General features: G+C 69.2%; 26 protein-coding genes. 19 read left to right on the top strand and 7 right to left on the bottom strand.

The genetic code is table 11. From position 1 onward, the window contains the following. The first annotated feature begins 73 nt into the window (after positions 1-73). Positions 74-1,021, top strand: a complete 948-nt coding sequence (gene oxyR / locus VGU65_RS00540; RefSeq protein WP_327472202.1) for a DNA-binding transcriptional regulator OxyR — start codon at positions 74-76, stop codon at positions 1,019-1,021. Positions 1,022-1,044: 23 nt separating this feature from the next. After that, positions 1,045-1,644: a hypothetical protein gene (locus VGU65_RS00535; protein ID WP_327472201.1), complete on the top strand. Its 600-nt coding sequence runs from the start codon at positions 1,045-1,047 to the stop codon at positions 1,642-1,644. A gap of 29 nt (positions 1,645-1,673) precedes the next feature. Here the strand turns inward: VGU65_RS00535 and VGU65_RS00530 are convergent, their stop codons facing one another. Next, positions 1,674-2,435: an RNA methyltransferase gene (locus VGU65_RS00530; RefSeq protein ID WP_327472200.1), complete on the bottom strand. Its 762-nt coding sequence runs from the start codon at positions 2,433-2,435 to the stop codon at positions 1,674-1,676. A gap of 158 nt (positions 2,436-2,593) precedes the next feature. Between VGU65_RS00530 and VGU65_RS00525 the strand changes: the two genes are divergently transcribed. Both VGU65_RS00525 and VGU65_RS00520 read left to right on the top strand, forming a co-directional pair. Beyond that, positions 2,594-3,397: an inositol monophosphatase family protein gene (locus tag VGU65_RS00525; RefSeq protein WP_327472199.1), complete on the top strand. Its 804-nt coding sequence runs from the start codon at positions 2,594-2,596 to the stop codon at positions 3,395-3,397. A gap of 418 nt (positions 3,398-3,815) precedes the next feature. Beyond that, positions 3,816-4,013, top strand: a complete 198-nt coding sequence (locus tag VGU65_RS00520; protein WP_327472198.1) for a hypothetical protein — start codon at positions 3,816-3,818, stop codon at positions 4,011-4,013. 284 nt (positions 4,014-4,297) lie between these two features. On the opposite strand, the gene hda is transcribed toward VGU65_RS00520, so the two are convergent. The 3 genes from hda to VGU65_RS00505 form a co-directional block, all read right to left on the bottom strand. Continuing rightward, positions 4,298-4,993: a DnaA regulatory inactivator Hda gene (gene hda, locus VGU65_RS00515; protein WP_327472197.1), complete on the bottom strand. Its 696-nt coding sequence runs from the start codon at positions 4,991-4,993 to the stop codon at positions 4,298-4,300. Then, positions 4,990-6,174: an AI-2E family transporter gene (locus tag VGU65_RS00510; RefSeq protein WP_327472196.1), complete on the bottom strand. Its 1,185-nt coding sequence runs from the start codon at positions 6,172-6,174 to the stop codon at positions 4,990-4,992. The genes hda and VGU65_RS00510 overlap by 4 nt, the downstream gene beginning before the upstream one ends. A 67-nt stretch (positions 6,175-6,241) precedes the next feature. Continuing rightward, positions 6,242-7,225 carry a DUF8605 domain-containing protein gene (locus VGU65_RS00505; RefSeq protein ID WP_327472195.1) on the bottom strand — a complete coding sequence of 328 codons (984 nt, stop codon included), beginning with the start codon at positions 7,223-7,225 and terminating at the stop codon, positions 6,242-6,244. 133 nt (positions 7,226-7,358) lie between these two features. On the opposite strand from VGU65_RS00505, the gene purM reads away from it, so the two are divergent. From purM to VGU65_RS00490, 3 genes are all read left to right on the top strand, one after another. Next, positions 7,359-8,387: a phosphoribosylformylglycinamidine cyclo-ligase gene (purM, locus tag VGU65_RS00500; protein WP_327472194.1), complete on the top strand. Its 1,029-nt coding sequence runs from the start codon at positions 7,359-7,361 to the stop codon at positions 8,385-8,387. A 132-nt stretch (positions 8,388-8,519) separates the two neighbouring features. Continuing rightward, complete coding sequence (purN, locus tag VGU65_RS00495) at positions 8,520-9,185, top strand: phosphoribosylglycinamide formyltransferase (protein WP_327472193.1); 666 nt, start codon at positions 8,520-8,522, stop codon at positions 9,183-9,185. A gap of 37 nt (positions 9,186-9,222) precedes the next feature. Next, positions 9,223-9,924, top strand: coding sequence for a DUF3108 domain-containing protein (locus tag VGU65_RS00490; RefSeq protein WP_327472192.1), 702 nt, complete (start codon positions 9,223-9,225; stop codon positions 9,922-9,924). Positions 9,925-9,965: 41 nt separating this feature from the next. Here the strand turns inward: VGU65_RS00490 and murA are convergent, their stop codons facing one another. Both murA and VGU65_RS00480 read right to left on the bottom strand, forming a co-directional pair. Beyond that, positions 9,966-11,225 carry a UDP-N-acetylglucosamine 1-carboxyvinyltransferase gene (murA, locus tag VGU65_RS00485; protein WP_327472191.1) on the bottom strand — a complete coding sequence of 420 codons (1,260 nt, stop codon included), beginning with the start codon at positions 11,223-11,225 and terminating at the stop codon, positions 9,966-9,968. Positions 11,226-11,297: 72 nt separating this feature from the next. Next, entirely contained in the window at positions 11,298-11,540 is a 243-nt protein-coding gene (locus VGU65_RS00480; RefSeq protein WP_327472190.1) for a BolA family protein, read from the bottom strand. Positions 11,541-11,693: 153 nt separating this feature from the next. On the opposite strand from VGU65_RS00480, the gene VGU65_RS00475 reads away from it, so the two are divergent. The 12 genes from VGU65_RS00475 (at position 11,694) to ptsP (ending at position 21,722) form a co-directional block, all read left to right on the top strand. Beyond that, entirely contained in the window at positions 11,694-12,701 is a 1,008-nt protein-coding gene (locus VGU65_RS00475; protein ID WP_327472189.1) for a KpsF/GutQ family sugar-phosphate isomerase, read from the top strand. Between the two features lie 68 nt (positions 12,702-12,769). Beyond that, positions 12,770-13,321 (top strand): KdsC family phosphatase, encoded by a 552-nt coding sequence (locus VGU65_RS00470; protein ID WP_327472188.1) that lies wholly within the window; start codon positions 12,770-12,772, stop codon positions 13,319-13,321. Next, positions 13,318-13,908, top strand: a complete 591-nt coding sequence (gene lptC / locus VGU65_RS00465; RefSeq protein ID WP_327472187.1) for an LPS export ABC transporter periplasmic protein LptC — start codon at positions 13,318-13,320, stop codon at positions 13,906-13,908. The genes VGU65_RS00470 and lptC overlap by 4 nt, the downstream gene beginning before the upstream one ends. Next, positions 13,871-14,434 (top strand): lipopolysaccharide transport periplasmic protein LptA, encoded by a 564-nt coding sequence (gene lptA / locus VGU65_RS00460; protein WP_327472186.1) that lies wholly within the window; start codon positions 13,871-13,873, stop codon positions 14,432-14,434. The genes lptC and lptA overlap by 38 nt, the downstream gene beginning before the upstream one ends. Then, positions 14,434-15,153, top strand: coding sequence for an LPS export ABC transporter ATP-binding protein (gene lptB / locus VGU65_RS00455; protein ID WP_327472185.1), 720 nt, complete (start codon positions 14,434-14,436; stop codon positions 15,151-15,153). Before lptA ends, lptB begins: the two co-directional genes overlap by 1 nt. A gap of 100 nt (positions 15,154-15,253) precedes the next feature. After that, positions 15,254-16,693, top strand: coding sequence for an RNA polymerase factor sigma-54 (locus VGU65_RS00450; RefSeq protein ID WP_327472184.1), 1,440 nt, complete (start codon positions 15,254-15,256; stop codon positions 16,691-16,693). 117 nt (positions 16,694-16,810) lie between these two features. Beyond that, positions 16,811-17,134, top strand: a complete 324-nt coding sequence (gene hpf, locus VGU65_RS00445; protein WP_327472183.1) for a ribosome hibernation-promoting factor, HPF/YfiA family — start codon at positions 16,811-16,813, stop codon at positions 17,132-17,134. 207 nt (positions 17,135-17,341) lie between these two features. Then, complete coding sequence (gene hprK, locus VGU65_RS00440) at positions 17,342-18,244, top strand: HPr(Ser) kinase/phosphatase (RefSeq protein WP_414655773.1); 903 nt, start codon at positions 17,342-17,344, stop codon at positions 18,242-18,244. Next, positions 18,238-19,158, top strand: a complete 921-nt coding sequence (gene rapZ, locus VGU65_RS00435) for an RNase adapter RapZ (protein WP_414655772.1) — start codon at positions 18,238-18,240, stop codon at positions 19,156-19,158. Before hprK ends, rapZ begins: the two co-directional genes overlap by 7 nt. Before the next feature lie 34 nt (positions 19,159-19,192). Then, positions 19,193-19,585 carry a PTS sugar transporter subunit IIA gene (locus VGU65_RS00430; RefSeq protein WP_327472180.1) on the top strand — a complete coding sequence of 131 codons (393 nt, stop codon included), beginning with the start codon at positions 19,193-19,195 and terminating at the stop codon, positions 19,583-19,585. Beyond that, on the top strand, positions 19,578-19,847 hold the full coding sequence (locus VGU65_RS00425) for an HPr family phosphocarrier protein (RefSeq protein ID WP_327472179.1): 270 nt from the start codon (positions 19,578-19,580) through the stop codon (positions 19,845-19,847). The genes VGU65_RS00430 and VGU65_RS00425 overlap by 8 nt, the downstream gene beginning before the upstream one ends. Before the next feature lie 144 nt (positions 19,848-19,991). Further along, on the top strand, positions 19,992-21,722 hold the full coding sequence (ptsP, locus tag VGU65_RS00420; protein ID WP_327472178.1) for a phosphoenolpyruvate--protein phosphotransferase: 1,731 nt from the start codon (positions 19,992-19,994) through the stop codon (positions 21,720-21,722). Positions 21,723-21,906: 184 nt separating this feature from the next. Here the strand turns inward: ptsP and VGU65_RS00415 are convergent, their stop codons facing one another. Beyond that, positions 21,907-22,617 (bottom strand): pirin family protein, encoded by a 711-nt coding sequence (locus VGU65_RS00415; RefSeq protein WP_327472177.1) that lies wholly within the window; start codon positions 22,615-22,617, stop codon positions 21,907-21,909. Between the last annotated feature and the right edge of the window lie 264 nt (positions 22,618-22,881).

The raw sequence follows: 22,881 nt of genomic DNA, 5'->3' as shown, positions 1-22,881 counted from the left end.
TAGGGCTCGGCCGAGGATTGTCCGAATCGATCGCCGCCGTCACAATCATAGACACCACCTATCGAATTCGGCCATGAACCTGCGCGATCTCACCTATCTTGTCTCGCTGGCCGAGCACCGCCATTTCGGCCGCGCCGCCGAGGCGAGCTTCGTCAGCCAACCCACGCTATCGACGCAGATCAAGAAACTGGAGGACGAGCTGGGCGTTGCGCTGGTCGAGCGCACGCCGCGCAAGGTGCTGCTCACCGAGACCGGGCGCGAGATCGCCAGCCGCGCGCGCGCGGTGTTGGCCGAGGTCGACGAGATCCGCGCGATCGCCCAGCGTACGCGCGACCCGGAGGCCGGCAAGCTGCGCCTGGGCGTGTTTCCCACGCTCGGGCCCTACCTGCTGCCGCACCTGGTGCCGCTGGTACGCCGGCGCTTTCCGCGGCTGGAGCTGCTACTGATCGAGGAAAAGACCGAGCAGGTCATTCGCATGCTGCGTGAGGGCTCGCTGGACACCGGGCTCCTCGCCCTGCCCCTGCACGAGGAAAGCCTGCATGCGGAATTCCTGTTCGAGGAGCCGTTCGTGCTGGCGGTGCCCGGCGACCATCCGCTGGCCCAGCGCAAGGCGCGGCTGAAGCTGGCCGACCTTTCGGACGAAAGCCTGCTGCTGCTGGAGGATGGCCATTGCCTGCGCGACCAGGCGCTGGAGCTGTGCCAGCTCGCCGGAGCCGGCGAAAAGGTCGGCTTCCGCGCGACCAGCCTGGAAACCCTGCGCCAGATGGTGGCCGCCAACGTGGGTATCACGCTGTTGCCGACCCTGGCGATCAAGCCGCCGGTGGCGCGCACCGGCAACGTGCAGCTGCTGGAGTTCGCCGGCCACGCGCCGAGCCGGCGCATCGCGCTGGTGTGGCGCAAGAGCTCATCGCTCGGGCCGTTCCTCAAGCGCTTCGCCGACGTCGTGCGCAGCCTGCCGGCTGACCTGCTCAAACCGGCCCTTCCCGAACCCGCCGGCGCCGCGCGGCGCAAGCGCGCCTGACCGACTTCCACAGGGGATAAACGATGCGGCGGCTGCTGTGGTTCGCGCTATTGGGGGCGCTCGTCTGGGGCGCGCTCGGCTGGTGGGCCCATCGCCCGCTGCATCCGCCTGCCGGCGTGCTTGCTGCGGATGCGCCAGAGCAAGTGGACCTGGACCAAGGCGCGACGCTCCAGCGCGGCGACGTCACCTTGCGCACGCGCGCCCACTTCGCGCTCACCGCGCGCGTGCTCTCGCGCGAGGACTACCGTTTCGACGCCGGCGCCTCGCTCGCGCCGGTGGATCTGGCGCTCGGCTGGGGCCGCATGTCCGACAGCGCGGTGCTCTCGCGCATCGACATCCGCCAATCCGGCCGCTTCTACTACTGGCACGTGGACGAGTTCCCGATTCCTCGCCGCGAGATCGAGACCTCCAGCGCTAACATGCACCTGATCCCCGCCGACGAGGGCGTGCGTCGCGCCATGGAGCGCGTGCGCCAGGGCGAGCTGGTGCACATCGAAGGTTTCCTGGTCGATGCCAGCCGTCCGGACGGCTGGCGCTGGCGCACCTCGCTCAGCCGCGAGGACACCGGCGACGGCGCCTGCGAGCTGGTGTACGTGGAGGCCTTGCAGCCGGTCGCGCCCTGAGCCGCTGCCGGCCACGCTTGCGGCAGGCCTTACTTCGCGCGGTGCGCCAGCATCGCCATGCGCTGTGCGTCGGCGAGCACGCCGTGCAGGATGCGCAGCTCGCGCTCGTCCGGCTGCGCGCGCTGGAACAACCGGCGCAGCCGCAGCATGATCGTGGCCGGCTCGCGGCCCTTGTGGAACTCGATCTCTTCCAGCGTCTGCGCCAGGTGCTCGAAGAAGCGCTCCATGCGCGATGCGTCGGCGGGCGGCTCGTCGTGCTCCGGCGGCGCCGGCAGGGGCGCCTCGCCCAGCATCGCCAGGCGTTGTTCGTAGGCCATTACCTGCACCGCCTGGGCCAGGTTGAGCGAGCTGTAGTCCTCCACGCTGGGGATGCGCACCATCGCATGGCAGCGCGCCAGCTCCTCGTTCTCCAGCCCGGTGCGCTCGTTGCCGAACACCAGCGCCACCTGCTCGCCGCGCGCGGCGGCGGCCAGCGCCTGCGCCGCGCCTTCGCGCGGGGTCAGTTCCTCCAGGTTCACGCCGCGCCTTCGCGCCGACAGACCCAGCGCGAAGGTGACGCCCGCCAGGCCATCCACCAGCGTGCCATGCACCTTCGCTTCGGCCAGCACGCTGACCGCATTGGCCGCCAGCGCATCGGCCTCGCGGCTGGGGAAATCGGCCGGCGCCACCAGTTCCAGCCGGGTGAAGCCCATCGTGCGGATCGCTCGCGCCGCGCTGCCGATGTTGCCGGGATGCGAGGTACGCACGAGCACGAAGCGGAACAGCGTGGCGAGGTCGGCGGGGCTGGTCATGGGCGGCAATCGGGGCAACGGGACCGGCAAGGATAACCCCCGTTCGCCACGGGGGCCTCTCCGGGTGGCAACCGCCTGCGGGAGCGCTCCTACAGGTCCGCCGGCCCGCTCTGCTAGAATCGCCGGCCGCAATCCGCTCTTTATCCCAAGCCGAAGCCATGCCCAGACCCGCCGTCACCATCGCGGCACGTGCCGCGCGCGCCGCAGGCAACGTGATCCTGCGCTACATGAACCGCATCGACGGCCTGCACGTGGTCGAGAAGCACCGCATGGACTTCGCCTCCGAGGTCGATCGCCTGGCCGAGGCCGAGATCGTCAAGGAGCTGCGCCGCGCCTATCCCGAGCACGCCATCCTCGCCGAGGAAGGCGGCGCCAGCGGCAAGAACCCGCTGACCTGGGTGATCGACCCGCTGGACGGCACGCACAACTACCTGCGCGGCATTCCGCACTTCTCCGTCTCGATCGCGCTGGTCGAGAAGGGCGTGCCGATCTACGGCGTGGTGTTCGATCCGCTGCGCGACGAGCTGTTCACCGCCAGCAAGGGCGACGGCGCCTATCTCAACGACCGGCGCATCCGCGTGTCGCGGCGGGAGAACCTGGGCGGCGCGATGATCGCCACCGGCTTCCCCTACCGCCAGCGCGAGCACCTGGACGCGCAGCTGGCGATGACCCGCGCGATCCTCGGCCAGGCCGAGGACATCCGCCGTTCCGGCTCCGCCGCGCTGGACCTGGCCTACACCGCCGCCGCGCGCTACGACGGCTATTTCGAGATCGGCCTCAAGCCCTGGGACATGGCCGCCGGCGCGCTGCTGGTGCACGAGGCGGGTGGCCGCTACGGCGACTTCGCGGGGCGCGATGGCCTGCCCGCCAGCGGCAACATCATCGCCGGCAACCTCAACGTGGCCAAGGCGATGACCGACGCGATCGGCGCCCAGGCCACGCCGGCCCTGCTCAAGGCCTGAGCCCACGCCGCCTGATCGACCAGGGCGCCCGCGGGCGCCCTTTTCTCTTGCGCGTTCCTTGCACGGCGGTATCCGTTCCCGCGGCTGCCCGAACCCCTGCCTGCCTGACCACCAGGCGGACGCTGCTGTAGATCTTTCCAGCCGGAGCGGTTTTTTCCAGCGCCGCCGATGCCGCGCTCCGCTGCATGGCGCACCTCGCGCTGGCATCCGCATTGCAACGCCCTTGCCGTCCGAAGGACGCCACGAAGCTTCGCGCCGTCCTGGCGAGCGAGGGAGCGTTCGCCGCCATCGCAGCACCTGCGTGCCGATGGACGGAAGCGGGTGCGGACGCCGCGCACCCACCGTTTTCCGCTGGACGCCGGGAGGGTAGCCAGCGGGCTTTCAAACAAGACTGGACTTATCCACGGAGACATATCCCATGAACCGGCAACAGTCCCCAGGCAGTCGATCCGACAACGGTAAGTACGCAAGCCACGCATCCAACGGCGGCGTCGATGGCGCCCGCGGCAAGCTCAGCGTGCGCGAGGCCGGCCGCAAGGGCGGCCTGCGCGTGCGCGAACTGATCAACCGCGGCCGCCAGGTCGAGGCAAGCCAGAGCGAACAGCGCCCCCACTGACGACGCAGCACACAGGAATCCGCGATGACCCAGCAGAAAAGCCAGCCCGGCAAGCACGCCGGCGGCAGCAGCACAAGGGCGACATGACCGTGCGCGAAGCGGGCCAGAAGGGCGGCCACAAGGGCGGCGAGATCCGCAAGGAACAGCTTGGTCCGGAAGGCTATCGGAGCTCGGCCACGAGGGTGGCAGCGCGTGCGCGAGCTGATCGACGAGGGCAAGCAGGTTGAGAGAGAGAAACAGGCAGGCCGGCGCCCCGACCGCTGTTTGAGCGAGCCTGGGGCGCCTCAACCCATCTCGCGCAGGAACTCGCGCAGGAACGGCACCGTGATGCGCCGCTTGGCCGCCAGCGAGGCCTGGTCCAGCTTGTCCAGCAGGTTCAGCAGGGCGGCCAGGTCGCGTGCGTAGCGGGCGAACAGCCAGTCCAGCACGGCGTCGTCCAGACCGATGCCGCGCGCGGCAGCCTGTTCCCTGAGCACCGCCCGTCGCTCGGCATCGTCCAACGGCCTGAGCGCGAATTGCGTGCACGCGCCCAGGCGCGAACGCAGGTCGGGCAGGCCGATCCCCAGCTGCGCCGGGGGCGCATCGGCGGCGAACAACATGGCGCCGCCTTCGGCGCGCACCTGGTTGTAGAGGTCGAACAAGGCGTGCTCGGCGGCGCGCTCTCCGGCCAGCATGCCCAGGTCGTCGATCGCCAACAACTCGCTGCTGCCCACGCCGCGCAGCGCGCCGATGTGCTCGTGCATGCCGGTCAGCGGCAGGTACTGCACGCGCCGGCCGGCCGCGCTGGCCGCCTGGCAGGCGGCCAGCAGCAGGTGGCTGCGGCCGCTGCCGGAGGGGCCGTGCAGATAGACCCATGGCGCGCCCGGCGCCTCGACCAGCATGCGCACCGCGGCCAGCGCGGCGGCATTGGCGCCGGCGTGGAAGTGTTCGAAGCGCTGCCTGCGCGGCCAGCGCAGTGCGAGCGGCAGCTGGGGGATCATGGCGACGCGCCGCCGTCCGGATGGGGGGGCGCGGCGACGCTCGTGCTCGCCTGCCCCTTGCCCTCGCCGGCCGGAGTGTCCAGGGTGACATTGACCTCGGCGATCACCGGGTCGTCCGGCCCGGCCTCGGTGTACAAGTCGCTCAGCCGGTAACGTTCCAGCAGGTAGCGCAACAGCACCATGATCACCGAGGCCGCCGGCAACGCCAGCAGCACGCCCAGGAAGCCGAACAGGTAGCCGCCGGCGAGCACGGCGAAGATCACCGCCACCGGGTGCAGGCCAATCTTGTCGCCCACCAGCTTGGGCACCAGCACGTACCCCTCCAGCAGTTGGCCGACCACGAACACGCCGCACACGACCAGCGGATGCGTCCAGTCGCCGTATTGCACCAGCGCAGCGATGATCGCCGCGCCGAAACCGACCATGAAGCCCAGGTAGGGCACGAAGCTCAGCAGTCCGGCGACCATGCCGATCAGCGGGCCCACCGACAGACCGACCAGGGTCAGGCTGCCGCCGTAGTAGATGCCCAGCCCCAGCATCACCAGCAGCTGGCCGCGCACGAAGGCGCCCAGCACCGCGTCGGACTCGCGCGCCAGATGGACCACCGTCGGTTGCACCGAGCGTGGCAGCACGCGGTCGATGTAGGCGATCAGGTGATCCCAGTCGCGCAGCAGGTAGAAGCTCACCACCGGAATCAGCACCAGGTTGGTCAGCCACATCACCGCGCCCAGGCTGGACCGCGAGACCGTGCCCAGCACCGAGGTCGCCACCGCGCCGATCGAGCCGATGTGCGCGCGGATCGCGGCCATCAGGCGGCCGGTGTCGAAGGCATCCGGATCGAGGTTGAGCTTGTGCTGCAGCCAGGGCAGCGCGACGTTCTGCGCCCAGTCCACGTAGTGCGGCAAGTTGCGTATCAGGTTCTCCACCTGGTGGTAGATCAACGGCACCAGGAGCAGCAGCGCGCCGATCAGCAGCAGCACCAGCACGAAGAACACGATGCTGACCGCCAGCGTGCGGTTCATGCCCCGGCGCTCCAGCCGGTCGGCCAGCGGGTCGCCGAGGTAGGCCAGCATGCCGGCGATGGCGAAAGGCATCAGCACCGGCGCCAGCAGCCAGACCAGGAAGCCGATCACCAGCACGATCGCGAGCAGTTGCCAGCGGCGGGAGAGGTCGTGGGTCACACGCAGGCCTCGGAAAGTAGGAGATCTGTCATCGTCGGCCGGACGGCCCGCTCCGCCGTGAAGACGCTCAGTGCAGCCACTGCAGGCTGGCGTCGGCCCCCGCATGCGGCGCACCCTGGAGTACCCGGCCGCCGGCCGCCAGGCTGCTGGCCAGCGCGGCCGTCGGCACGCTCGACTTGACCGCGAACAGGAAGCCCTCGTTGTCCGCGCCGAGCGTGCTCACCTCGCGCACCGTCGGGTCGGCACGCAGCAGGGCGAGCAGGCTGGCGTACGCCTGCGCCGAATCGACCTTGCCGACCCAGATCTTGCCGTTGCTGATGCTGGCGCCGATCACGTTGAGCTGCTTGCCCAGGCGGTCGGCCAGCGTGTTGCCGGCGTCGGCGAGCAGCGCGTCTTCGCTGACCGCCTGGTCGCTCCAGGGCTGCGGCTTGCCGCCGGACACCAGCGTCCAGCTGGCGCTGCCGCCCTTGAGCTTGCCGACCAGGATCAGGCCGGTACGGTAGCGCTGGGCGACCTGCGCCAGCGCGGCCGGATCGGCGCCGGCCAGCGCCGAGGCATCCGGCGGGCTGGCCGGGTCCGGATAGGCCAGCGTGTAGCCGTGCGCCGCGGCGGCCTGCGCCAATGCGCCGAGCGCCTCCTTGCCCAGCAGGCTGCCGTCGCTGGCGCGCACCAGGGCCAATACCGGCGGCTTCACGCCGGCAGCCGGCACGCCCAGCTGGGTGACCAGCCGGCGCACCGCGCCGGCATCGAAATTCACCTGCAGCACGATGCCGGTGCCGGCGCGCTGGTACTGGAACTGCTGCACCAGCCCGGGCGCACCCTTCAGGGCTTCATCGTAGCCGGGCTTATCGCGCAGATCCTGGCCGCCGGCGACGCGCTCGAGCACCTGGCCCAGCGCCGTGCCGAACGCCTGGTCGCGCTGGGCCTCGCTGGTATCGGTGACCGGAACCACCACCGCATAAGGCGAGGCCGGCGCGGTCGTCTGGGCGTGCAACGGGATGGCGGCGAGGCCCAGCAGCAGGATCGCGAGCAAGAGGCGTGGCAGGCGCATGGCAAAGCCTCATCCTTGGGATGTACGGGAATCACGGGGAGTCTGCCCAATCCGGCCGGCAGCGTCCATCGCACGCGGCCGCGGGCACCGTCCTGCTAGAATCCAGCGTTTCTCTTAGCTGCCGGTGGCCGCCATGTCCGACGCCCTCACCTATCGCGCCGCCGGCGTCGACATCGACGCGGGCAATGCCGTGGTCGAACGCATCAAGCCGCTGGTCAAGCGCACCTTCCGGCCTGAGGTGATGGGCGGGCTGGGCGGCTTCGGCGGCCTGTTCGACCTGGCCGGGCGTTACAAGGAACCGGTGCTGGTGTCCGGCACCGACGGCGTGGGCACCAAGCTCAAGCTCGCCCAGCAGTTGGGCCGCCACGACACCATCGGCATCGACCTGGTCGGCATGTGCGTCAACGACGTGCTGGTGCAGGGCGCCGAGCCCTTGTTCTTCCTGGACTACTTCGCCACCGGCAAGCTCGATGTGGAAACCACCGTCGCCGTGGTGGGTGGCATCGCGAAGGGCTGCGAGCTCGCCGGTTGCGCGCTGATCGGCGGAGAGACCGCCGAGATGCCCGACATGTATCCGCCGGGCGAATACGACCTGGCCGGCTTCACCGTCGGCGCGGTGGAGAAATCGAAGCTGCTCTCGGGCGACGCCATCGTTGCCGGCGACGTGGTGCTGGGCGTGGCCTCGTCCGGTCCTCACTCGAACGGCTATTCGCTGGTGCGCAAGATCCTCGAACGGGCCGGCCGCCCGCTCGACCTCGACCTCGGCGGCGTGAAGCTCGCCGACGCGCTGATGGCGCCGACCACCATCTACGTCAAACCGATGCTGGAATTGCTCGAGAGCCGGCCTGTACACGGCATGGCGCACATCACCGGCGGCGGCCTGAAGGAAAACATCATCCGCGTCGTGCCCGAGGGCCTGGGCCTGACCATCGACGCCGACGCCATCGTGCTGCCGCCGGTGTTCGACTGGCTGATGCGCGAGGGCAAGGTGGCGCGCGAGGAGATGTGGCGCACCTTCAACTGCGGCGTGGGCTTCACCGTGATCCTGCCGGGCGGGGCGGTCGATGGCGCCGCCGCGCTGTTGGCCAAGCACGGCCTGGCCAGCCGCGTGATCGGCGAGGTGGTGAAGGCGCACGGCGACGAACGCGTCCATATCGGTTGACGCCAGCTTCTCTTGCCGGGCGTCGTGTCCGCGAAAGCGGGAATCCATCCCCGCCGTCCCGCAAGAGGCCACGATGATTCCCGCTTTCGCGGGATGACGCCCTCCCAAGCTTTCGCAGCAAGATCGGTCGCCATGCCCCACCCTCTCCGCATCGCCGTCCTCGCCTCCGGACGCGGCAGCAACCTCGCCGCGCTGCTGGCCGCGCGAGCGCGCGGGGAACTGGCGGCCGAGTTCGTGCTGGTGGCCAGTGACAAGGCCCAGGCCGGCGCCCTGAAACTGGCCGAGGCCGCGGGCATACCCACGCTGGTGCTGGACCCGAAGGCCTATCCGGACCGCCGCGCCTTCGACCTGGACCTGTTCGACCAGCTGGCTGCCAGCGGTGCCGAGCTGGTCGTGCTGGCAGGCTTCATGCGCATCCTGGACGGCGAGGCGATCGCGCCCTGGACCGGACGCATGCTCAACATCCACCCCTCGCTGCTGCCCAAGTACCGCGGCCTGCACACGCATCGCCGCGCGCTGGAAGCGGGCGACCTGGAACACGGCGCCAGCGTGCACTTCGTAACTGCCGAGCTCGATGGCGGCCCGGTGGTGGCCCAGGCCAGGCTGCCGGTCGAGCCGGGCGAGGACGAACACCGCCTGGCCCAGCGCCTGCTCCCGCTGGAGCATCGGTTGCTGCCGGCGACCGTCGGGTTGATCGCTCAAGGCCGGCTGGGCTGGCGCGACGGCGCACCCACGTTCGATGGCCAGCCGCTGACCGCGCCGTTGCGGCTGGGCCCGCAAGGGCTGCTGCCCGCCTGAACCTCGAGTTCAGCCAGCGGCCGGCACACTCGGCCGCATGGCTCATCGACTCTCTCTGCGCGGCATCCTCGCATTCGGCCTGGCCTTAGCCAGCAACCTCGCACTGGCCGCCCAGCCGCACGCCTTCACCGCCACCTACGCCGTGTCGAAGGACGGTGCGCCGCTGGGCCGCGCGACCGTGATCCTCAAGCCGGCCGGCAATGGCCAGTGGGAATACAGCAAGCACATGCAGGGCACTTCGGGCCTGGCCGCCATGCTTGGCGCAAATCTCGCGGAAACCTCGCGCTTCCGCTGGGACGGGGACGTCCCCGAAGCGATCAGCTATGACTACCGCATGGAGGCCTCGATCAAGACCAAGCAGCGCCACCTGGCGGTAGACTGGGCCAGCCACCAGGTGACGGTGGACGAAGGCAAGGGCGTGCAGACCTACGCCGCGGTGCCTGGCATGGTCGAGCGCAACACCACGGCGCTGGCGATCGGCCTGGCGCTGCGCAATGGCCAGCATCGGATCGAACTGCCGGTGGCGGTGCGCCAGGAGATCGAGCACCAGCAGTTCGAGGTGACCGGCACGGAAAAGGTCGGGGTGCCGGCCGGCAGCTACGACGCAGTGCGGGTGGACCGCACCGACGCCGACCGCGGATTCAGCGCCTGGTACGTGCCGGACCGCTATCCGCTGCCGGTGAAGCTGTCGCAGAAAGACGGCGGCGACCTGACGATGGAGCTGGTGAGCTTCCAGTAGCCGGTCCGTCCATAAGTTGCACAGGACGGAGCGGGCGGAGTTCAGCTCGGCAGGCGGCGGATCTTGGCGCCGAGCACGCCGAGCTTCTCCTCGATGTTCTCGTAGCCGCGGTCGATGTGGTACACGCGGTCGACCACTGTGTCGCCGTGGGCGACCAAGCCGGCGAGCACCAGGCAGGCCGAGGCGCGCAGGTCGGTGGCCATGATCGGCGCGCCGCTCATGCGCTCCACGCCCTGGATGATCGCGGTGTTGCCTTCAAGGCGGATGTCGGCGCCCAGCCGCTGCAATTCCTGCGCGTGCATGAAGCGGTTCTCAAACACCGTCTCGGTGATCACGCCCACGCCCTCGGCCACGCAGTTGAGCGCGGTGAACTGTGCCTGCATGTCGGTGGGGAACGCCGGGTACGGCGCGGTGATTATGTTGACCGCCCTGGGCCGGCGGCCGCCCATGTCCAGCTCGATCCAGTCCGGTCCGCAGGCGATGTGCGCGCCGGCCTCCTCCAGCTTGGCGAGCACCGCGTCAAGCGTGTCGGCGCGGGCACCGCGGGCGCGCACCTTGCCGCCGGTCATCGCTGCGCCGACCAGGAAGGTGCCGGTCTCGATGCGGTCGGGCAGTACCTCGTACTCGGCGCCCTCCAGGCGCTCCACGCCGTGCACCGTCAACGTGGCCGTGCCGATGCCCTCGATACGCGCGCCCATGGCCACCAGGCAGTGCGCCAGGTCCACCACTTCCGGCTCCTGCGCGGCGTTCTCGATCACCGTGGTGCCCTCGGCGAGCGTCGCCGCCATCAGGATGTTCTCGGTGCCGGTGACGGTGACCATGTCCATGGCGATGCGCGCGCCCTTCAGGCGCTTGGCCCTGGCGCGGATGTAGCCGTTCTCCACGGTCACCTCGGCGCCCAGCGCCTGCAGGCCGCGGATGTGCTGATCGACCGGGCGCGAGCCGATCGCGCAGCCACCGGGCAGCGAGACCTCCGCGGCGCCGAAGCGCGCCACCAGCGGCCCCAGCACCAGGATCGAGGCGCGCATGGTGCGCACCAGGTCGTACGGCGCCACGTAGCTTTCGATGGTGCGCGGGTCGACGTGCATCTTCATGCGGTCGTCCAGCACAAGGTTCACGCCCATGCGGCCGAGCAGCTCGATGAAGGTGGTGACGTCGTGCAGGTGCGGCACGTTGCTGATGGTCACCGGGCCGTCGGCCAGCAGGCAGGCGGCCAGGATCGGGAGCACGGCGTTCTTGGCGCCGGAAATGGCGACTTCGCCGTGGAGGGGCTCGCCGCCGCTGATGAGGATTTTGGCCATTGATCTGGGAATCGGAAATCGGAAAATGGGAAGACCTTAGGTACGGGCGTCGACGGAACCGCTTCTAACGATTCACGATTTCCGATTCCCGGCTTCTTCGGGCGTCAGCGTCTTCAGCGCCAGCGCATGGATGGCCCCGCCCATCAACTCTCCCAGCGTGGCGTACACCATGCGGTGGCGCGCCAGCGGCAGCTTGCCTCCGAACTGGCTGGCCACGACGGTAGCCTCGAAGTGCACGCCGTCTTCGCCGCTGACCTGCGCGCGTGCGCCGGGCAAGCCGTTTTCGATCAATGCCTGGATGCTGGCAGGGTCCATCGGGAGGGTCCATCGGTGGCGCGTGGAGCGGGATTCAAAACGCCTACTGAATCCAACGCGTGGCCATATGACGTTAAAATGCGAATGTGCCATGGTAATGGAATTCCCCTGGCGCAGAAATGCCGACGGCTTCCGTCGCCCAGAAGAGACCGCATGAACGCTCGCATCGCCGCTCCCGTCGCCAACCTGGACCCGGACGCCATCGCCCGCAGCGCGCGTACGGTGATCGCCACCGAGGCGGCGGCGATCCGTGCGCTGGAGCCGCGCATCGACGGCGGCTTCGTCCAGGCCTGCCGGTTGATCCTGGCCTGCCGCGGGCGGCTGGTGGTCTCCGGCATGGGCAAGTCCGGCCACGTCGGGCGCAAGATCGCCGCCACGCTGGCTTCCACCGGTACGCCCTCGTTTTTCGTGCACCCGGGCGAGGCGAGCCATGGCGATCTGGGGATGATCCAGCCCGACGACGTGGTGCTCGCGCTGTCCAATTCCGGCGAGACCGACGAACTGTTGTTCATCCTGCCGGTGATCAAGCGCCAGGGCATCCCGCTGATCGCGATCACCGGCAACGCCAGGTCCTCGCTCGCGCATCAGGCGGACGTGCACCTGGACGCCAGCATCTCAAGCGAAGCCTGCCCGCTGGGCCTGGCGCCCACCGCCAGCACCACCGCGGCGCTGGTGATGGGCGATGCGCTGGCCATCGCGCTGCTGGAGGCCCGCGGATTCACCGCCGAGGATTTCGCCCGTTCGCATCCGGCCGGCAGCCTGGGCCGGCGCCTGCTGCTGCACATCAGCGACATCATGCACACCGGCGAGGGCATCCCGGCGGTCACGCCAGGCGCCAGCCTGACAGAGGCGCTGATGGAGATGACCCGCAAGCACCTGGGGATGACCGCCGTGGTCGACGCCGACCGCCGCCTGCTGGGCGTGTTCACCGACGGCGACCTGCGTCGCGCGCTGGACGACGAGGGCGTGAACCTGCGCGGCGCCACGGTCGAGGCGCTGATGACACGCGGCCCCAAGACGATCACCTCCGACAAGCTGGCGATCGAGGCGGCGCAGCTGATGGAAAAACACCAGATCCATGCGCTGCTGGTGGTCGACCAGGAGCAGCGCGTGGTCGGCGCCCTGAACATCCACGATCTGCTGCGCGCCCGCGTCGTCTGATTTGTCTCGATAAACCAGACAAATCAGGCAATGTCGCTTTTGACGTTCTTCCACGACAGTTCCGAACCGTGCCCACTTCTTCCTACCTCGCCCATCTTCCCGCCGACCTCATCGCCCGCGCCTCTGGCATCCGCCTGGCGGTGTTCGACGTCGACGGGACGCTCACCGACGGGCGCCTGTATTACGGCGAGGACGGGCGCGAGACCAAGGTGTTCTTCGTGCAGGACGGCCTGGGCCTGAAGCGCCTGCAGGTGCATGGCGTGCAGGTGGCGATCATCAGCGCGCGCATCAGCCACCCGGTGGCGCTGCGCGCCGAGGAATTGGGCATCACCCACGTCTACCAGGGCCAGGGCGACAAGCGCGCCTGCCTGCTGGAGCTGCTCGATGCGCTCAAGCTCGCGCCCGAGCAGGCCGCCTTCGTCGGCGACGACCTGCCCGACCTGCCAGCCATGCGGGTAGCCGGCCTGGCCGTGGCGGTGGCCAACGCCCATCCCTGGGTGGCCGAACAGGCGCACTGGATCACCAGCCGCCCGGGCGGCCAGGGTGGCGCGCGCGAATTCTGTGACCTGGTCCTGTTGGCCCAGGGCAAGGCCGGCAACGAGAAGGAGCGCTGGCAGTGAAGGATTGGCTACGCGACCGCCGCCTGGCGGCGGCCATCGTCGCGATCGCACTGCTGGCCGGCGCCGCCCAGCTGCTGCTGTGGTGGATAGGCCCGGCACCGAAGGCCAACGAGTTCGTCGGACCGCCGCGCTCGGGCTACACGCTGACCGACTTCAAGCTCAACCAGTACGGCATCGACGGCCTGCCCAGCTTCCGCATCGCCGCGCCACACCTGGAACGGCGCGAAGGCGACGATTCGCTGTACATCAACGCCCCGGTGTTCGAGCTGCCCTCCAACCAGCCCGGCGTGCCCGACTGGCACGGGCATTCGCTGTACGGCTGGGTCAACCACGACGGCACCGAACTGAAGCTGCAGGGGCCGGTGCACCTGGAGCGGGCGGCCTTCGACGATACGCCGCAAACCACCATGGACACCTCCGAAGTCACCGCCTGGCCCAAGCAGAACCGGCTGGAAACCGCCGAGCCGGCACAGCTGGTGCAAGGCGGCACTAGAATCCACGGCATCGGCATGCGCGCCGACCTCAACGACAAACACCTGGAGCTGCTCAATGACTTCCACGGCATCTACCCGCCGCGCGCGCGCTAGCCTGGCCTTGCTTGCGCTGGGATGGCTGGTGGTCGCGTCGGCGCACGCGAAACAGACCGACCGCAGCCAGCCGATGGACGTGAAGGCATCGCACTTCGACGGCTTCCAGAAGCCCAACAGCGTGAGCACGCTCAAGGGCAACGTGGTCATCACCCAGGGCACGCTCAAGGCCACCGGCGCACAGGCCAAGGTCTACTTTGACGCCGATACCCAGATCGACCGCGTGGTGCTCACCGGCAGCCCGGCGCACATCCAGCAGCTGGACGACAACGGCAACCTGATGCACGGCGAGGCCTCCAGCATCGACTACCAGTCCAGCAAGGGCCTGGCCGTACTCCAGGGCAACGCCTCGGTCACCCAGCAAGGCCGCGGCGAGGCCCATGGCGACCGGCTCACCTACGACACCCGGACCAGCCAGATGACCGGCGACAGCGGCGGCGATGGCACCGTGCACCTGATCTTCCAGCCGAAGAGCGCCCCGGCCACCGCCAAGCCTGCGCCTGCCGCCAGCGGCGGGAAGCCCTGATGCTCGCTGCCGAAGGCCTGCAGAAGCGCTACCGGTCGCGCCAGGTCGTGCGCGATTTCGGCTTCTCCATCCGCCAGGGCGAGGTGGTGGGCCTGCTCGGCCCCAACGGCGCCGGCAAGACCACCTGCTTCTACATGGTGGTGGGGCTGGTGGAAGCCGACGGCGGCAGCATCCGTCTGGACCGTCAGGACATCACCGGCCTGCCCATGCACGCGCGTGCGCGCATGGGTATCGGCTACCTGCCGCAGGAGGCCTCGGTGTTCCGCCGCCTTAGCGTGGCGGACAACATCATGGCGGTGCTCGAGTTGCGCGAGGGCCTCACCGCCCGCCAGCGCAGCGAACAGCTCGAGGGTTTGATGGACGAGCTGAAGATCGCCCACATCGCCGACCAGAAGGGCATCAGCCTCTCCGGCGGCGAGCGCCGCCGCGTGGAAATCGCCCGCGCGCTGGCCGCGCAGCCGCGCTACATGTTGCTGGACGAACCCTTCGCGGGCGTCGATCCGATCTCGGTGGGCGAGATCCAGCGCATCGTGCGGCACCTCAAGGAACGCGGCATCGGCGTGCTGATCACCGACCACAACGTGCGCGAGACGCTGGGCATCTGCGACCGCGCCTACATCCTGAACGACGGCGAGGTGCTCTCGCGCGGCACCCCGGCGCACATCCTGGCCGACGAGAAGGTGCGCGAGGTGTACCTGGGGCGTGAGTTCAAGCTGTGACGCAGGCTGCGGCCTTTAGGTCGCAGGAGCCTGTCATCGCTATGGTCGCGTCACAGCCGCCGGGGTAGGATGAGGCCGTACCCTTCCCCCAACGGCTGGCATGAAACCCGGGCTCCAGTTCCGCCTCAACCAACAGCTGACCCTGACGCCGCAGTTGCAGCAGGCCATCCGTCTGTTGCAGCTCTCGCAGCTGGAGCTGGAAGCGGAACTGCGGCAGATCGCCGAGGGCAATCCGCTGCTGGAGTTCGAGGAAGAGGCAGCGCCGGGCGAGACCGAAGAAGAAAGCTTCAGCCCCGCGGCGGTCGAAACCCCCACCGTCGACCACAACGCCGACGAGGTGGCGGACTGGGCCGAGACCGACGCGCCCGCGGAAACGCCGATCGACTTCTCGCTGGGCAGCGCCAGCGGCTCGGGCAGCCGCGGCGAGGAGGATTTCGAACCGCAGAACGCCGCTCCGGAGACCCTGCAGGAGCACCTGCTGTGGCAGCTCAACCTGTCGTCGTTCACCTCGCGCCAGCGGCTTATCGGCACGATCATCATCGATGCGCTCAACGCCGACGGCTACCTTGCCGAGGGCCTCGAAGGGGTGCTTGCTGCGCTGCCGGCCGACCTCGACGCCAGCGCCGACGAAGTGGAGGCGGTGCGCCGCCAGCTGCAGCGTTTCGACCCCACCGGCATAGCCAGCCTCGATCTGCGCGACTGCCTGCGCGTGCAGCTGGAACAGTTCGACGCCGCCACACCGCATCGCGACCTGGCCATGCGGATCGTCGCGGGCGAACTGGAGCTGCTCGCGCGCAACGACGTGCCCAAGCTCGCGCGCAAGCTGCGCGCCAGCGAGGACGACGTGGCCGCTGCTGCGCTGCTGATCCGCAGCCTCGACCCGCGCCCGGGCGCGGCACTGGATGCCACCCCGGTCGAGTACGTCGCGCCGGACGTCTACGCGTACAAGGAAGGCAACCGGTGGAAGGTCAGCCTCAATCCTGACTGCCAGCCGCGGCTGGGCCTCAACCAGCATTACTGCAGCCTGATCGCGCAGGCACGCGGGGAGGACGCCAGCTGGATGCGCGGCCAGCTGCAGGAGGCGCGCTGGCTGATCAAGAGCCTCGAATCGCGCGCCGAAACCTTGCTCAAGGTGGCCGACGCCATCGTGCGCCGGCAGAGCGCCTTCCTCGACTACGGCCCCGAAGCCATGCATCCGCTGGTGCTGCGCGAGGTGGCCGAGGAAGTCGCCATGCACGAATCGACTATCTCGCGCGTCACCACGCGCAAGTACATCCACACGCCGCGCGGCACCTTCGAGCTGAAGTATTTCTTCTCCAGCGGCGTATCCACGGAGGACGGCGGCGGCGCCTCCGCCACCGCCATCCAGGCCATGATCAAGAAGCTCATCGACGCGGAGGACACACGCAAGCCGCTGTCCGACCAGGCGCTGGCCGAGGAACTCAACCGCAAGGGCATCCAGGTCGCGCGCCGCACGGTCGCCAAGTATCGCGAGGCCCTGCGCATCCCCAGTTCCAGTGAGCGCCAGCGCGCAAAATGAACGGGCCCTTGGAACCGGGCCGACCGCTCCCATACGGATGAAAGACCGGCACGCCGAGCACCTCTCGGCATGCGAACCCGCCGCCCCAGTGGCGGCCTGTACCAGAGGAGGCGAACCATGCAGTTCCAACTCACCGGCCAGCAGATCGAAGTCACCCCCGCCTTGCGTGCGCACGCCACATCGCGACTCGATCGCCTGACCCGCCTCGACGAAAAGTGCCTTGGCCTGACCATGGTGCTGTCGGTGGACAAGCTGCAGCACTGCGCCGAAGCCACCCTCAGTACCACCGGCGCGGCCCTGCATGCGGCCGCCTGCGAGGCGGACATGTACGCGTCCATCGACGTGGTGTTCGACAAGCTCGCGGCCCAACTGCGCCGACACCGTGACAAGATGACCGACAAGCACCCGCAACAGGCCCGCGACGCACGACAGTTCGGCTGAGCGTCCTGCATGCGCGAACAAGACCCGCCCCACGGCGGGTCTTTTTTTGCTCCCACCCCGCCGCGCCAGCCCTTCCCCGGCCGCACCGCAGGGAGGAGGCCGCAATCTCCTGCCCCAACTGGCACAATGCCCGCTGTCGCCTATCGGCAGGAAACCAGCTTGGAACGGCTCACCGCACGGCAGCTCTTCGACGGCGTCCACGAACGCATGGGCCTGCGCTGGGTGTCGGGCATGCGTGGCGAGGGACGCGTGCTCGAACCCGGCGCCACCGCCACCCGCCGCCCGTCGCTGATCGGCTACCTGAACGTGATCTACCCCAACAAGGTGCAGATCATCGGCACCGAGGAGCTCAACTGGCTCGACGGCCTCGACTCGCGCCAGCGCTGGGAGGCCATGCACAAGATCGCCGCCTACCAGCCGGTGGCGCTGATCGTGACCAAGGACCAGCCCATCCCCGCGGACCTGCGCGAGGTCGCCGAGGAAACCCACACGCCGTTGTGGATCAGCGCCAAGCGCGGCCACGAACTGCTGACCTGGATGCAGTACCACCTGGCGCGCATGCTGGCGCCGCGGATCACGCTGCATGGCGTGTTCCTGGAGGTGTTCTCCATCGGCGTGCTGATCACCGGCGAATCCGGTTCGGGCAAGAGCGAGCTGGCGCTCGAACTGATCAGCCGCGGGCATCGGCTGGTCGCCGACGACGCGACCGAATTCACCCTAATCGCGCCGGACGTGATCGACGGCACCTGCCCTGAGCTGTTGCAGGACCTGCTGGAAGTGCGCGGACTGGGCGTGCTCAATGTGCGCGAGATGTTCGGCCACACCGCGGTCAAGCATTCGAAGTACCTGCGCCTGGTGGTGCACTTGAAGCCGCTGCGCGAGGGCGAGGACATCGACGCGATGACGCGCCTCACGGGCGACACCAGCCACCGCGAGATCCTGGAGGTGCCGGTGCCGATGATCACCATCCCGGTGGCGCCCGGCCGCAACCTGGCGGTACTGGTGGAAGCGGCGGTGCGCCACCATATGCTCAAGAGCAAGGGCATCGACCCGGCCCAGACCTTCATCGACCGCCAGGCGCATCAGATGCGCCGGCTTCCGCCATGGTGAGAGCCGTGAACCCCAGCGACCACACCCTGCCCAATACCCTCAACGATCCCAACGCCGTCCACCTGGTCGTGCTCACCGGCATGTCCGGCGGCGGCAAGACGGTCGCGCTGCGTGCGCTGGAGGACCTTGAGTTCTACTGCGTGGACAACCTGCCCAGCGGGCTGCTGCCGCAGCTGGTGCAGTCGGTGCGCCGGGAAGACGGCGGCCGCCGCGCCCGGCGTATCGCGGTGGGCGTGGACGTGCGCAACCGCGGCGAGGATTTCGAGCACATGCCGCTGGTGCTCTCCGAGCTGGCCGGCGCGGGCGTGCACGTGCACCTGGTGTTCCTGGATTGCCGCGACGAGGTGCTGATCAAGCGCTACTCGGAAACCCGCCGTCGCCATCCGCTGGCCCTGCGCGGCGTCTCGCTGGCCGACGCGATCGCCGAAGAGCGCCGCCTGCTGCGCCCGCTGATCGCCATCGCCGAGAAGGTGATCGATTCGAGCGATCTCAACGTCCACCAGCTGCGCCGGCTGATCGCCACCGGATACGCCGCGGCGACCGAGGGTTTGACGCTGATGTTCCAGTCCTTCGCCTTCCGCCGCGGCCTGCCACTGGATTCGGACTTCGTCTTCGACGCGCGCTGCCTGCCCAACCCGCACTGGCAGCCCAAGCTGCGCCCGCTCTCGGGCAAGGACGCGCCGGTGCGCGAGTTCCTCGAGGCCGATCCGCTGGTGGGCGAATATTTCACCGACACCGCGCGCTGGCTCGACGCCTGGCTGCCGCGCTTCGAGCAGGACGATCGCAGCTACGTGACCATCTCGATCGGCTGCACTGGAGGCCGGCACCGCTCGGTCTACCTGGTCGAACGCCTGGCCGCGCACTATCGCGCCAGGCGCGAAGGCGTACTGACGTTCCACCGCGAGCTCGAATGATGAGTCCACGTAATTTACCGGGCTGGGCCGGCCCATGAGCGTCGGCGTGCTACTGATGACCCACGAGGCGGTCGGCAAGGCGCTGATCTCGGCCGCCCATCACGTGATGCCCAAGCTGCCGCTCAAGGTCGAAGCGGTGGAGGTGCCGGCGCAGGCCGACCCGGACGTGATGCGCACGCTCACCGCGCACCACGCGCGCGCGCTGGACCAGGGCGAAGGCGTGCTGGTGCTGGCCGACCTGTACGGCGCCACCCCCTGCAACATCGGCCTGTCGCTGGCCTCGCTCGGCGTGCACCTGCGATGTGTGTCCGGGCTCAACCTTCCCATGCTGCTACGCGTGCTCAACTACGCCGAAAAGCCGCTGGACGAATTGGCACAGATCGCCGCCCACGGCGGCCGCGGGGGAATCTTCATCGACCATGCTTGAACAGGATCTCGTCGTCTCGAACAAGCTAGGCCTGCACGCGCGCGCCTCGGCCAAGCTGGTGCAGCTGGTGCAGGGCTTCAAATCCACCGTATGGCTCGTCAGCAAGGGCCGCGAGGTCAACGCCCAGAGCATCATGGGCGTGATGATGCTTTCGGCCGGCATCGGCACGCCGCTCACCGTGCGCGCCGAGGGCCCGGACGAAGCCGATGCCATCGCTGCCGTCGTGGCGCTGTTCGAGCGCAAGTTCGACGAGGGGGCATGAGGTGAGCGCGGGTAGGCGGGAAAGGGATACGGCGAGCCTGCAGGCCCGCGCAAGCGCGCCCGGCTCGGCCGGCACGAACATCGGCATGGCCGCTCGCGTGGCCCTCGCCCCCCGTTTCCCGGCTTCCCGTCCCGGAGCCGCCCCATGAGGCAACTCCTCTCCGGCACGCCCGCCTCCCGTGGCATGGCCCTTGGCCGTGCACGGCTGGTGCAGCCGAGCCGCTACCTGGTCGACACCCGTCCGTTGGGCGAGGACGAGATCGAAGAGGAGCTCGACCGCCTGCACCGCGCACTCGACACCGCGCGGCAGGAGCTGCACGATCTGCGCGGCAAGCTGCACGGCGCGCTGGCGCGCGAGGTCAACGAATTCATCGACGCGCACAGCCTGCTGCTGGATGACAAGGAGCTGCTGCGCGGGCTGGACGACCTGGTGCGCGTGGGCCATTACCGCGCCGGCGTGGCGCTGAAGAAGCAGCGCGACCGCCTGGCCAAGGTATTCGAGGCCATGGACGATCCCTATCTGCGCAGCCGCCGCGAGGACGTCGACCAGGTCATCAACCGGGTGATCTCCGCGCTGCAGCGCCAGACCAGCCGCGAGGAACGCAAGCTCGCCGCGCGCGTGGGCGAGATCCTGGTCGCCGACACCATCGCCCCGGCGGACATGGCGCACCTGGTCGGCAACGGCTTGCTGGGTGTGGTGGCAAGCTCGGGCAGCGCCTACTCGCACAGCGCGATCCTGGCGCGCAGCCTGGACCTGCCGATGCTGGTCGGCACCCGCGACGCGCTGGCAACCATCCACGACGACGACCTGATCCTGCTCGACGCGGAGCGTGGCGAGACCATTGTCCATCCCACCGCGCAGGACCTGGCCCGCTACCGCGCCTGGCAGCGCGAGGCGGCCGCCGAGGGCCGGCGCCTGGCCAAGCTGGCCAACGCGCCGACGCTCACCCGCGATGGCGTGCCGGTCAGGCTCTTCGCCAATGCCGAGACGCCGGCCGACATCGCCACGGCGCGCGCCCGCGGCGCCGACGGCGTTGGCCTGTACCGCACCGAGTTCCTGTTCCTCAAGCACAAGGGCCTGCCCTCGGAGGACGAGCAGTTCAACGCCTACCGCGATCTGGTGCTGGGCATGGGCGGCCTGCCGGTGACCATCCGCACGCTGGACCTGGGCGCGGACAAGGCCGATGCAGCGGGCCTGGCCTTGCGTGGCGAGGACAACCCGGCGCTGGGCGTGCGCGGCGTGCGCCTGTCGCTGCGCTACCCGGCGGTGTTCACCACGCAGATCCGCGCCATCCTGCGCGCCGCCTGCTACGGCCCGGTGCGCGTGCTGGTGCCGATGGTCACCCAGCCGGACGAGCTGATCGCCGTGCGCACGCTGTTCAAGCTGGCGCGGCAGGATCTCAAGCGCGAGAACGTGGATTTGCCGGAAAAGCTGCAGCTCGGCGCCATGATCGAAGTACCGGCCGCCGCGCTCAACGTGCGCGCGCTGCTGGAGCACGCGGACTTCCTCGCCATCGGCACCAACGACCTGGCCCAGTACGTGCTCGCCGCCGACCGCGGCAACGATGGCCTGGAGAACATCTACAACCCGCTGCAGCCGGCGCTGCTGCGCCTGATCGCCTACGTCATAGCCGCCGGCCGCCGCGCGAACAAGCCGGTGAGCCTGTGCGGCGAGATCGGCGGCGACGTCGGCTTCACCGCCCTGCTGCTGGCGCTGGGCCTATGCGAATACAGCATGCACCCCAGCCAGATCCTGCACGTGCGCGATCGCCTGGCCACCCTCGATCACGCGAACCTGCGCCGCCAAGCCCACCAACTGCTGCGGGCCCGCACCCACGAGGAAGTGGCTGCGATGTTGGAGCCGCTGGCTGGTTGATTCCGGGAGGACGGAAGTCCCGCGCCCCCCGCTTCGCCGCGGCCATCCGCTGGCGAGCCATCCTGCTCTTCATGCGGGGCGAGCATGCGTTCCAAATCGCAATCGGCGAACAGGCGCCCGCGAGAAAATCAACGCTGTCCCGCGGGGTGGCGCGGGTCCATGCCGTCCCGACGCAGCAACAGGATCAGTCGGGCATCTCCGGCAAGTCGAACACCAGCACTTCGGCCTGGCTACCCTGCGCGATGGTGACCCGCGGCTCGTCGCGATAGAGCAAGGCGTCGCCCGCCTTCAACGCGCGACCATTCACCGTCGCCCGGCCCCGCACGAGGTGCACGTAGCCCAGCCGGCCGGGCGCCAGATCCATGTTCGCCGCCTCGTCGCCGTCGAACAGCCCGGCGTACATGCTTGCATCCTGATGGATGGTGATCGAGCCGTCGCGGCCATCCGGGCTCACCAGCAGGCGCAGCCGGCCACGCTTCTCCTCATCCGGATAGGTCTTCTGCTCGTACGACGGCGCCAGGCCGCCTCGTGAGGGGACGATCCAGATCTGCAGGAAATGGGTGACGCCCTCCTTGTCGTAATTGAACTCCGAGTGGGTGACGCCGGTGCCCGCGCTCATCCGCTGCACCTCGCCGGGCACGATGCTGGCCGCGGTCCCCATCGAATCCTTGTGGCCGAGCGAGCCCTCCAGCACGTAGCTGATGATCTCCATGTCGCGATGGCCGTGCGTGCCGAAACCCTGGCCCGCCTGCACGCGGTCCTCGTTGATCACCCGCAGCGGGCCCCAGTGCACGTGGGCGGGATCGAAATAGTTCGCGAACGAAAAGCTGTGCCAGGAGTCCAGCCAGCCGTGGTTGGCGTGGCCGCGCTCGGCGGCGGGACGAAGCGTGATCATGCGGGCTCTCCTTTCTGCCGGGCCCGGAGCGGTGCGGTCACCGGACGGCGGCGTGGGTTCTACGAAGTGCAGCCGTAGCGATTGCAGTACGGCTGCAAGGGACCCACCGTGAAGCCGATCGCCGGTGCGCCGGAAGAACATGCCAGCTGACGCCGGGACGATCGTGCTCGTACGGCTGCAGGCCTCTAACGTGGGGGCCGGTCGGGGGCACGGGAAGACCTGGTTCTGCACCAGAGCGTTTCCCAAGCTGCGACATTCCCGGAG

The organism is Frateuria sp. (assembly GCF_035943815.1).
Lineage (GTDB): Bacteria > Pseudomonadota > Gammaproteobacteria > Xanthomonadales > Rhodanobacteraceae > Frateuria_A.
This window is presented reverse-complemented; position numbering and strand designations above follow the sequence as displayed.

Bases quoted from the DNA above. Each gene is read 5' to 3' on its own strand.
- oxyR (WP_327472202.1), top strand. From the start codon at position 74: ATGAACCTGCGCGATCTCACCTATCTTGTCTCGCTGGCCGAGCACCGC.
- VGU65_RS00535 (WP_327472201.1), top strand. From the start codon at position 1,045: ATGCGGCGGCTGCTGTGGTTCGCGCTATTGGGGGCGCTCGTCTGGGGC.
- VGU65_RS00530 (WP_327472200.1), bottom strand. From the start codon at position 2,435: ATGACCAGCCCCGCCGACCTCGCCACGCTGTTCCGCTTCGTGCTCGTG.
- VGU65_RS00525 (WP_327472199.1), top strand. From the start codon at position 2,594: ATGCCCAGACCCGCCGTCACCATCGCGGCACGTGCCGCGCGCGCCGCA.
- VGU65_RS00520 (WP_327472198.1), top strand. From the start codon at position 3,816: ATGAACCGGCAACAGTCCCCAGGCAGTCGATCCGACAACGGTAAGTAC.
- hda (WP_327472197.1), bottom strand. From the start codon at position 4,993: ATGATCCCCCAGCTGCCGCTCGCACTGCGCTGGCCGCGCAGGCAGCGC.
- VGU65_RS00505 (WP_327472195.1), bottom strand. From the start codon at position 7,225: ATGCGCCTGCCACGCCTCTTGCTCGCGATCCTGCTGCTGGGCCTCGCC.
- purM (WP_327472194.1), top strand. From the start codon at position 7,359: ATGTCCGACGCCCTCACCTATCGCGCCGCCGGCGTCGACATCGACGCG.
- purN (WP_327472193.1), top strand. From the start codon at position 8,520: ATGCCCCACCCTCTCCGCATCGCCGTCCTCGCCTCCGGACGCGGCAGC.
- VGU65_RS00490 (WP_327472192.1), top strand. From the start codon at position 9,223: ATGGCTCATCGACTCTCTCTGCGCGGCATCCTCGCATTCGGCCTGGCC.
- murA (WP_327472191.1), bottom strand. From the start codon at position 11,225: ATGGCCAAAATCCTCATCAGCGGCGGCGAGCCCCTCCACGGCGAAGTC.
- VGU65_RS00480 (WP_327472190.1), bottom strand. From the start codon at position 11,540: ATGGACCCTGCCAGCATCCAGGCATTGATCGAAAACGGCTTGCCCGGC.
- VGU65_RS00475 (WP_327472189.1), top strand. From the start codon at position 11,694: ATGAACGCTCGCATCGCCGCTCCCGTCGCCAACCTGGACCCGGACGCC.
- lptA (WP_327472186.1), top strand. From the start codon at position 13,871: ATGACTTCCACGGCATCTACCCGCCGCGCGCGCGCTAGCCTGGCCTTG.
- lptB (WP_327472185.1), top strand. From the start codon at position 14,434: ATGCTCGCTGCCGAAGGCCTGCAGAAGCGCTACCGGTCGCGCCAGGTC.
- VGU65_RS00450 (WP_327472184.1), top strand. From the start codon at position 15,254: ATGAAACCCGGGCTCCAGTTCCGCCTCAACCAACAGCTGACCCTGACG.
- hpf (WP_327472183.1), top strand. From the start codon at position 16,811: ATGCAGTTCCAACTCACCGGCCAGCAGATCGAAGTCACCCCCGCCTTG.
- hprK (WP_414655773.1), top strand. From the start codon at position 17,342: ATGGGCCTGCGCTGGGTGTCGGGCATGCGTGGCGAGGGACGCGTGCTC.
- rapZ (WP_414655772.1), top strand. From the start codon at position 18,238: ATGGTGAGAGCCGTGAACCCCAGCGACCACACCCTGCCCAATACCCTC.
- VGU65_RS00430 (WP_327472180.1), top strand. From the start codon at position 19,193: ATGAGCGTCGGCGTGCTACTGATGACCCACGAGGCGGTCGGCAAGGCG.
- VGU65_RS00425 (WP_327472179.1), top strand. From the start codon at position 19,578: ATGCTTGAACAGGATCTCGTCGTCTCGAACAAGCTAGGCCTGCACGCG.
- ptsP (WP_327472178.1), top strand. From the start codon at position 19,992: ATGAGGCAACTCCTCTCCGGCACGCCCGCCTCCCGTGGCATGGCCCTT.
- VGU65_RS00415 (WP_327472177.1), bottom strand. From the start codon at position 22,617: ATGATCACGCTTCGTCCCGCCGCCGAGCGCGGCCACGCCAACCACGGC.